The organism is Paenilisteria portnoyi (genome assembly GCF_014322795.1).
Taxonomy (GTDB): Bacteria; Bacillota; Bacilli; order Lactobacillales; family Listeriaceae; genus Listeria_A; species Listeria_A portnoyi.
This window is the reverse complement of the sequence record NZ_JAASTT010000021.1, coordinates 57,179-66,062: the sequence shown is the minus strand read 5'-3', so window position 1 is coordinate 66,062 and position 8,884 is coordinate 57,179. Positions and strand designations below refer to the sequence as shown.

Sequence of the window (8,884 nt, the reverse complement as noted above, 5' to 3'; positions counted from 1 at the left end):
AAAAATGGGGAGGTTCCTCTTTTTTGTTGCTTTAAATCTCTTGTGCCGCAAGGCTTAGGAGTTATGAAATTAGTTCATATAAGTAAATCGATATAATAACGAAGAATTGATACATTGATCGACCGCTTTCTTATCTGCCATTACTCCTTCATTACTTTTAAAGATACTCTAGTTATTTATTAAACTACTTTAATCTCTAAAAATTCCATGCCCGTCAAACTTTTTTTACTCACTTCTTCTTTAAATATTTCTGATACGAATGTTGGAATCTCTTGCCTATTAGGTAATTTAAACATATTCTTATCCACTAATTTATTACCATAAACAGCATATTTTTGAATGGTATAAATGGTTCCTGCTTTCTTCGTAACTGTCTCAAAATATTCTGATTCGTGAAGACACAACGCATCAACCGTCTCAATTATATTAGTAACATAGTAATTGTCGAGCGTAGTCTTAGTCGTTTTCTCTCTAATATTAACTGCAAAAAATTCTGCTTGAATTCCTAGATCTTCCATCACTTTTTTTAACTTACCAGAAACAACTAACCAACCCATATCATTAGCCAAATAATCCGTAGCTTGCTCTCCTTCCGTTACATCATAATAAAATTCAAAATTATCATTCCACCCATCAAATTTTTTCCCCATCTTCAAGTCATATTGCTGAATACCATAGTCGTTTTCATAATGGCACACAATATCATTCTCACCGCTACTATCCATAAGTAATTTATAATATCTCAATATTTACCCCTCCTATTTTAAGCTCAACCAGTACTCTTTATATAGCATATCTGGATTAACTCGAATTTGGAACTTCAACTCCTCATATAACTCTAAGAATAGTTCTCTATCACCTTGTGCGATAGCATCATACGTATTCAGCTTATCTAGAACATACTCATGATACGCATTTGGATGCCTTCCCTGATGAGGTAATAATTCTTTATTCCAAGATTCATCTAAATCCAAGCCATATTTTTTAGTCACACTTTCCATTTGATGCGTGTAAGTTTTACTCTTATTTGTAGCATAATGATGCATCTGCATAGGTTTAACTTTAGGTATCAAATTAGCTTCAGCATTTTGCAGAACAATCTTTTCCTTCGATGCATATACACTAAAATTAGAACTCTCTCGTGCTGCCTTACTTGCCTCGATATTCCTCAACACAACATTCTTATCAAACGACGCCGTTTTAACTACTCCAGCTCGCGTTGTAAAGGCCTTAACACCGAAAGCGCTACTTGCCAACACTAACAAATCAAAAGCTAACCTCGAGTCTGTCACGTGCTGGCCTGTCACCGCGTCAATACCATACAACACACGATATGATGAGCCCACCAAGAACAGTTCTCGGAAAGTCGATTCATTCTGCCAATAGATCATCTGCTCATTCACAAATCCAAGTGTCGCCGTCGTATTCAGTTGCCCATCGTTCATCATAAACCCAGCACTATTCCCATTCGGAATCACAGGCGTCAATCCAATATCCTCGATTTCCTTTATTTTATCATCAATTGCTTGCTGACTGGCGTATAATCTAGAAAGTTCTTTAAAATTAGTCGGATTTAATTTGTCCACACCATACGTTCCTGTCGCTCTATCAAAACGAATATTTTTCTGAATATCCTGCAAAGCTTGCTTAATATAATGCGCTAATTCTCCTAACTCCCTGAAAAAATTAGCATGGCTCCGCTCAAAATCAAGATACTTAGCTAAAATCTCTTCTTTTTTATGTGCCTCAAATATTTGTGTTGCGAGATAATTCAGCTCGGATGCTTTTTGCGTGCCATTAATCGCGCTGATTTCTGCGGTTAAATTCTCCATCCGATTCTCAAAACCATTAATTTTTTGGTCTAAATCGTAAATACCGTCCGCGTCAAGCCTTGAATTATGTGAAGAATCTACTTGACTGTGAAAATCCTGAATATACTCCTGCAACTTGTCTTCACTCATTTTCAGCGCTTGTTTAATCGATCCACATAATTGAATGTACGCCCCAGCATAGTATTCTTTCGATGCCTGAATCGCTTCACCTGTTATCGATCCATCATTCAAATAGTTCATTACCGCTTGTTTGACAGCCTCAATGCGTGGCGTGATTTCTTGATTCGTTGCTCGGAGTTGGCTTCTGAAATAGGCTACTTCTGCGATGTCAATACGCGTCATAGCAACAACTCCCTATGTATCCGTTTCTGTTCTTCCTCTAGCTGATAGACATTATTTTGTAGCCGTTTCTGTTCCTGCTGTAAATCTTCCCGCGTGCCCTCTACCGTCCGCCGAAGTTGGCGCCAATTCTGATGCGCTACATCTTCCGCTTCATGCGCAACGCTTCTCCCGTGATTTCCTTGCCAAACTTCGTGCGCTTGTGCGACCAAATTCGATTTTTCTCGTTCCATATGAAATAGTTCCGATTCCGCCGATTCTAGTCGTGCTTGCCTTTGCCGAATCCCATAAAGCTCATCTTCCTGCACTTCCTTCTCCCGCCTCATTTTTTGTAACTTCTGATGTAAAGCTTCCATCTTTTGATCCATCCTAGCGCACCTCCAACTGCAGCTTCTGCCCAACTTCTCTGTCTTTTTGCGCATAAGCCTCGCCAATTTGTTTAATACGCTTAGCATCCTCTTGCACAACACTTTCAAAAATCTCCACGCCATCCAATAATTCCAGCAAACACTCTCGATATTGCGACATAGAATTACTCTGCGTGTAACTCATATTCCCATTTTTCATAGGATGATACGCCATTCCCTGCACACTCGAACTTAAATCAGCCGCATGATTCATCATGGTATCTCTATTCACACTAATTTTAGCCATTCCCCTTCATCCCTCCACTATATAGCATATAAAAAACTAGATACTTCCATTATAACTAAAAACGAATAAAATGTCAGGTAAATATTGATAATCCCTGCCAAAGTTATTGCGATCAGTTAAATCTCGCTATTTCAAAAACTGCTTTAAACTACAAAAAAGCTTGTGAGACTAGCGTAAACACCAGACTCACAAGCTTATTCAAACATTCTAATCGATTTCATATTCACACACGTTCACATGAATATCGGGGTTGCAACAATCCAAGATCGAACACCCCCCCAACAATGCGGCCGAGAGGACTTGAACCTCCACGGGTTTTACCCCACCAGGCCCTCAACCTACGCTTTTTTTGAAATTAAGATACTGAGCTTATACCAATAGATTTGGCTAGATGAGCTGAATTAGCAGTATAAGGCTATATTAAATTGATGGGGAGGTTTTGTCAATATTATATTTGTTTAGACTAGGTTTTAACTTAATAATGAAAGCTTCTTCCAAGGAGATAAGATACTCATCGTGCTTAGAATTTATAGGTAGTACCTCAATAGTTATTTTTTCTATGTTTTCCTCACCCTGCAAAATATCACATTCAAATTTTGCGTTACGCTCACTTGCTGCTGGAAAGACTGGCGTCGTTTTATTACTTGGCTGAAAATGCTGTCCTACTCTTGACGTTACCCTCCATTTGTCCACTCCCCCCTTTCCAGCTTTCCCAATATACATTAATTCACTATCGAAATAAATGAAATATATTCCACTTGTTTTTTTTTCAGACCCCTCATACTCATATTTATATCCACCGTTAGATTCCACTATAGAGACATCTACGATGTCACCCTTTAGCTTTGTTATGTAGCGATTAAGATCTCTAAATGTATTCTCCATAGATACCCCCAATGTCTGTTATAATCTTCGGTATAATACAATCTTTTTTTATGCTTGTTCAATGAATTTCTGTAAGTTATTTAGATGTAAAGAAACCCAACATTCGTGAAACGTTTGGGCTCTAAATTGAAGTGTGAGGACATCACACATTGATTAAAAACTGCATTGTGATAATTATAAATCTGGTCAGATAATTAGGCTAAACAGAGACTCGACTTATTGATTATACTGACCTTAATTTCATAAACTTATCAGATTTTTATAATGGTTCTATCACACACTCTTCATTTCATTAGCAATTAGATTAGCTAAGCAATAAAAATTCACAAAAAAAAATAGAAGAGTGGTTGCTCTAACCTCTACTTCCTGATATAATAATGGCAGATATATGAAACAAATGTTCGGAAATGGAATGTATATGCGATTCCATCATTTATATCTTAATAGTATTATAATCTTATCAACTTTTACTATAATACCACGTATATTAACATAATTCAAGTCTTTTTTAGAAAGGGCGGTTTATTAGGCTTGCCAGCATATAAATAATATTGTTTGGAGGAGTTTAAGTTGGAAACAGAAGATATAAAATTTTCAGCATACACAGTTAGAACACCCTTGCTTAGAACCAAAGAAAACACACAGATTCCTGATGTGCTTATGGAAAACACCATTAGAAGCCTTTTCAAGAAGGTCATAAATTCAAGTGATGAAGAAAGGGCATTTACAGCAAAAAACAAAAAATATGCTGAACTTTCTAAACTGCTGAAAGTCAACGGCGAGGATGTTATTGAAGGATATTTTATTACCACTACCTTTGGAGAGGTTGGTCAAGTATATAATACTAAGACACAAGAAGTTACACATGACATAACTAGAGAAGAGGGAGATAAAAAAAACGTATACTTTTATTTCAATCTAAAAACTGGGCTTCTTCTCGTGCAAGAAGACGAGTCAAATGTCTTAACAAAAGATACTCTTCAAAAATATTTTAGACTTAGACAAAATTTAGTGAAAGATTTGATTACGAAGTTTAATTCATCACAATCAGAGTACCATCTGCCGCCAAACTCACCACTTATGCTCTTAGAAATTGTTCAGCCAAAAGATTTCCTTAGCGAAGTCCGCAGATGTACTACTGTAAAACATATAACTTTAGAATATTCTATATTGAATTCTGACGCAAAATTTATCTCAGCTATAAATGAATATTCCACTTCCAATGGTTTAAATGACCTCGGAAAAATATCTGTTAAACTTGAGAATTCTAATTATGGGGAATATCTCCATGGATATGTACCATTCCTTGAATATATTGTAAACAATGATGAGGTAGAAATCGCGGTTTACGGTTCTATAGGCGGCGTCAATCGCACTATCAGAAAAGACGGCAGTAAGAATACTCTTTTTTATCATGCAAAAGATGTAGAAATTTTGGGAGATGGTAATCTCCGCTTTGAGGAACTGCTAGGTGAAATGCATAGAACTAATCACACTGAAAAAATATATAAACCTTTCAACTCCTCGGATCAAAAGAAAATTTATCAATTCACCCTTTAAATAAGCTTAAACCAAGGCTGGAATATAACCCAAACTTAGAGTCTAAAAGCTAGAAAAATAAAAGCAGAGATCTTTGTATTAACCATTTCCTGAAATGGCTCTATACAAAGATTTCTGTTTGTTCCCATTCTGATTGTCCTGTTTCCTTAGTCTATTTTTGAAGATATTTTTTTATAAATCGTAGCTTTCGGAACACCTGTCATCTTCACTATATCTGAAACCGATAATTTATTTGTATCTCTGTTATCCATCAGTTGGATTGCTTTTTTTATCTGCTCTTCTGGTTGTCCTTTGCGCCCTAACTTTTTCCCAGCTTGCTTGGCTCTAATCTTGCCCTCAGTCGTTCTATTCACTATCATATCTCGCTCAAACTCAGCAAACGCACCTAACACATTAAACAGTAATTTCTGCATAGGATTGCTCTCCACGTCCGCTCCAAAGGTCATATTATTATCTATGAAAACGACTGTAACACCTTTTTGAAGAAACTCCCCCATAACATTATTTAAGTCGATAATAGATCGTGCTAAACGGTCTATTTTGGTGATGTAAACAATATCTCCTTCACGAGAATGCTTAATTAATTCTTGTAATGCTTTTCTGTTTCTTGTAGTCGTACCAGTCTTCTTCTCTATAAATAAATTATCACTTACCACTCCGACACTGAGTAGTTTTTCTTGTTGTGTTTCTAAATCTTGTCCCACAGTACTTACACGAGCATAACCTAGTTTCATGTCATAACCTCCGTCTATAATACACAATAATCGATACTTTTATTATAGACTATGTAGGAGACTTAAATCAAGTGCTAATTTAGTCATTCTGTGGTACACAAATCGGAGTCTCTATTTTATGAGTTCGAGACTCCACATTTAGTAATATCATTCAGCCACTTATTTCTCTACAATATCAATAATCTCTCTAATATCCTTCACATCCAAAGCATCCGCAATTCTTGCAATATGATCAAAATAAATGCTCTGCCTTTTATTATTCACTAACTTACTGAGTATGGCTGGTTCTATATCAGCTAACCTAGATAGTTCTTTCATCGAAATTCCGTGTTTCTCAACTAATGATTTCAGATTAACCACTACAATTTTTTCCATATCCACACCACCTCTTGTCTATACGAACATTTTATACTATAATAAAACTAAAACCGTTGTTCTATTGAGCAACTTTTGAAAAAGGAGGAAAATTTATGCTGTCAAAATCATTTAATCACGATTTTTCATTATTTTGTCACAAGCGTGTGGAACATTTCTTATCAGAAGAAAATTCTAGTATTGAATTTAAGGCACTACAAGAAAGACAATTCCATATAAGGGATGTACTTGAACAAAAACTAAATAATGATACTGAGCTAAAATATCTTGATGAATTATTTAAATATGAAGCAGAAGCTTTTATGCGTCTCTATGCAACCGCTTTTAAAGAAGGGATATTATTCTCTAAGAATCCCCAATAAACCTTATTTTATAGCGACAATTCAATTATTTTCCTTTATAATGGATTTATAGACTAACTTTAGACGGGAGAATAGGAATATGACGCAAATAAAAGTAAATAGAGAAAAAATGATGAATCACGCTGCAGAACTTGGAGATAGTGTCTCGGGAATGACCCTCTATACAAAGAAAAACAACACAATGTCTTACACTCAATGCAATTCTATGACCAATTGTCAGGAAGCTTTATTTGATTTGGTGAACTATGTCGATTTATTTGGAAAAGTGGTGCAGGAAGACGCTATTCGTATCAAACAAATCGGGGAAGCCTATGCTGCGAAGGATCGAGAAGTCGGTCAGAAGATGCAACTGGAGGTGCGCTAAGATGGAACCGAGAAGCGCGCAAATTCATCAGATATTGCAACAATTAAAGCGGAAGGCGGAGCAACAAGAAGACGAGTTATACGCTATAAAACAACGGCAGATTCAGCTAGAAGACACAGAAACTGAGCTTCGGCACATCGAACGTGAGAAAGAAAATCTTATTGCCCAAGCTCACGATGTATGGCGCGGAAATCACGGCAGAAGTGTGGCTTACGATGCGGAAGATACAGCGCATGAAAGTTGGAGGAAATTACGCAAGCATATCGAAAGTACGCGGGAACAGCTACAACAAGAGCAGAAAACCATTCAATCGAGCTTATCTCAGATGGAAGAAGAACGGAAACTGTTACATAGGGAGCTGATTTTATGACTCGCATCGATATTGCCGAGGTCACCCATTTCTCGCAACAATTGCGTGCATCGAATCAAGAATTAAAACAGTATGTAAATGCCGTGAAACAAGCTGTTATCGCTTATATTAATGATACATCGATTAGCGGAGACGCTATCGCTAGCTCGAAAGAATACTACGCGGGTGCCTATTTCCCACTATGTGCATCGATCAAACAAGCGCTTGACCTGAGCGAGCAAAAGATACAAAAATATATTACTGATTTCCATTCTCAAGTGGATGCTTCCCCCAATTCTAGGCTTGATGTGGATGGTATTCATGACCTAAATCAGAAAATAACAGGTTTCGAAAATCGTCTAGAAAGCGTTACGTCACAATTAACGGCTATTAATGGAACTGGACACGCATCAGAGCTAAATTATTTAGCCACACAAATTTTTGAAGCGCACAAAAAAGAAGAGATACTGAACAAATTTATGGATTTCGAACAGAGTCACAGAAATTTCTTTTATGAAGTTGGAGAACTAGCGCATTATATTAAGCAAGCACTAGACAATATACAACAAAATCTTAAGTTTGACGGCAAAACAGGTATGTATCATCTCGAAAAATTGAATCCTGCGACATTCCGCCAGCTCACTAAAATGTATGCGAGCCAGCAAGAAATCGATGACAAGATAAAAGAAATTGAAGAAATCGGACTAACGCCAAACGTTCCAAAAGGCAATAGTGCTGGTTTCATCACGATTGATGGTAAAATGAGTACAGAAGCTACACTTGATTTTGTGAATCAACAAATGATTTATTGGCAGAGTGAGACTGTTTTCCGCGAAGTACTAGGTGTAGGTTCGTTTTATCGTGCTGTTTATGGCGTGGATGCTGTGTCAGGGAAGCATGTTAGTGACGGACAGCGGTTATTAGACGGTGCACTTGTGTTGACACAATACGGGGCTCCTGTGCTCGGTTTAGCTAAGTTCACATCTAAGTTTGGCATTACAAATACTGCCCCTAGCTTTGAGTTTGCTGAAACAGGCGCTAGAAATATTTCTGCTGAGCAATTCTTTAGAGAAGAAGCTTTAGCAGAAGAAATGTATGCTAATTTCCGAGCCATGGGCAAGCAAGATATAAAATCTATTTCAAGCAATACAGGGGTTCCCGAATGGAGAGTAGAGCGCATTAAGAATCACGTTTTTAATAACCTCCATATTAAAGATTCTGGAATAGCCAGATTCGACCCCGATTTTGAAATCGCACAAGCTTGGGAACGTTTAAGACTTGGTACATTCAAAAATTCTGACCTCCAACTATTGGATCATGAGATTTTTGAGGCTAAATTTGAAAGCATTTTTAATACTGATTATCGAACCGCTCATAATAAGACAATTGAATCAGGAAGACCTTGGGATTTCGAGTAAAATTAAAGGAGT

General features: G+C 36.9%; 12 protein-coding genes. 5 read left to right on the top strand and 7 right to left on the bottom strand.

Annotated features, from left to right (window positions below):
• Positions 1-179: 179 nt before the first annotated feature.
• The 5 genes from HCJ66_RS13245 to HCJ66_RS13225 form a co-directional block, all read right to left on the bottom strand.
• Positions 180-746 (bottom strand): imm11 family protein, encoded by a 567-nt coding sequence (locus tag HCJ66_RS13245; RefSeq protein ID WP_187133558.1) that lies wholly within the window; start codon positions 744-746, stop codon positions 180-182.
• A gap of 12 nt (positions 747-758) precedes the next feature.
• The gene (locus tag HCJ66_RS13240) at positions 759-2,174 is read right to left on the bottom strand and encodes a T7SS effector LXG polymorphic toxin (protein ID WP_187133557.1); all 1,416 of its coding nucleotides are present in this window, start codon (positions 2,172-2,174) and stop codon (positions 759-761) included.
• Entirely contained in the window at positions 2,171-2,539 is a 369-nt protein-coding gene (locus HCJ66_RS13235) for a hypothetical protein (protein ID WP_187133556.1), read from the bottom strand. Before HCJ66_RS13235 ends, HCJ66_RS13240 begins: the two co-directional genes overlap by 4 nt.
• Before the next feature lies 1 nt (position 2,540).
• Positions 2,541-2,825 carry a DUF3130 family protein gene (locus HCJ66_RS13230; protein ID WP_187133555.1) on the bottom strand — a complete coding sequence of 95 codons (285 nt, stop codon included), beginning with the start codon at positions 2,823-2,825 and terminating at the stop codon, positions 2,541-2,543.
• A gap of 420 nt (positions 2,826-3,245) precedes the next feature.
• Positions 3,246-3,710, bottom strand: coding sequence for a GIY-YIG nuclease family protein (locus tag HCJ66_RS13225; protein ID WP_187133554.1), 465 nt, complete (start codon positions 3,708-3,710; stop codon positions 3,246-3,248).
• Positions 3,711-4,280: 570 nt separating this feature from the next.
• Between HCJ66_RS13225 and HCJ66_RS13220 the strand changes: the two genes are divergently transcribed.
• On the top strand, positions 4,281-5,270 hold the full coding sequence (locus HCJ66_RS13220) for a hypothetical protein (RefSeq protein WP_187133553.1): 990 nt from the start codon (positions 4,281-4,283) through the stop codon (positions 5,268-5,270).
• Positions 5,271-5,416: 146 nt separating this feature from the next.
• Here HCJ66_RS13220 and HCJ66_RS13215 read toward each other — a convergent pair whose 3' ends face one another.
• Together HCJ66_RS13215 and HCJ66_RS13210 are read right to left on the bottom strand one after the other, a co-directional pair.
• Complete coding sequence (locus HCJ66_RS13215; protein ID WP_187133552.1) at positions 5,417-6,004, bottom strand: recombinase family protein; 588 nt, start codon at positions 6,002-6,004, stop codon at positions 5,417-5,419.
• Between the two features lie 159 nt (positions 6,005-6,163).
• On the bottom strand, positions 6,164-6,379 hold the full coding sequence (locus tag HCJ66_RS13210) for a helix-turn-helix domain-containing protein (RefSeq protein ID WP_187133551.1): 216 nt from the start codon (positions 6,377-6,379) through the stop codon (positions 6,164-6,166).
• Between the two features lie 95 nt (positions 6,380-6,474).
• Here HCJ66_RS13210 and HCJ66_RS13205 point away from each other — a divergent pair, with 95 nt between their 5' ends.
• From HCJ66_RS13205 to HCJ66_RS13190, 4 genes are all read left to right on the top strand, one after another.
• Positions 6,475-6,741 (top strand): hypothetical protein, encoded by a 267-nt coding sequence (locus HCJ66_RS13205; RefSeq protein WP_187133550.1) that lies wholly within the window; start codon positions 6,475-6,477, stop codon positions 6,739-6,741.
• Positions 6,742-6,820: 79 nt separating this feature from the next.
• On the top strand, positions 6,821-7,105 hold the full coding sequence (locus tag HCJ66_RS13200; RefSeq protein ID WP_187133549.1) for a DUF3130 family protein: 285 nt from the start codon (positions 6,821-6,823) through the stop codon (positions 7,103-7,105).
• A gap of 1 nt (position 7,106) precedes the next feature.
• Positions 7,107-7,475, top strand: a complete 369-nt coding sequence (locus HCJ66_RS13195; protein WP_187133548.1) for a DUF3958 family protein — start codon at positions 7,107-7,109, stop codon at positions 7,473-7,475.
• Positions 7,472-8,872, top strand: coding sequence for a T7SS effector LXG polymorphic toxin (locus tag HCJ66_RS13190; protein WP_187133547.1), 1,401 nt, complete (start codon positions 7,472-7,474; stop codon positions 8,870-8,872). The genes HCJ66_RS13195 and HCJ66_RS13190 overlap by 4 nt, the downstream gene beginning before the upstream one ends.
• Positions 8,873-8,884 lie beyond the last annotated feature (12 nt).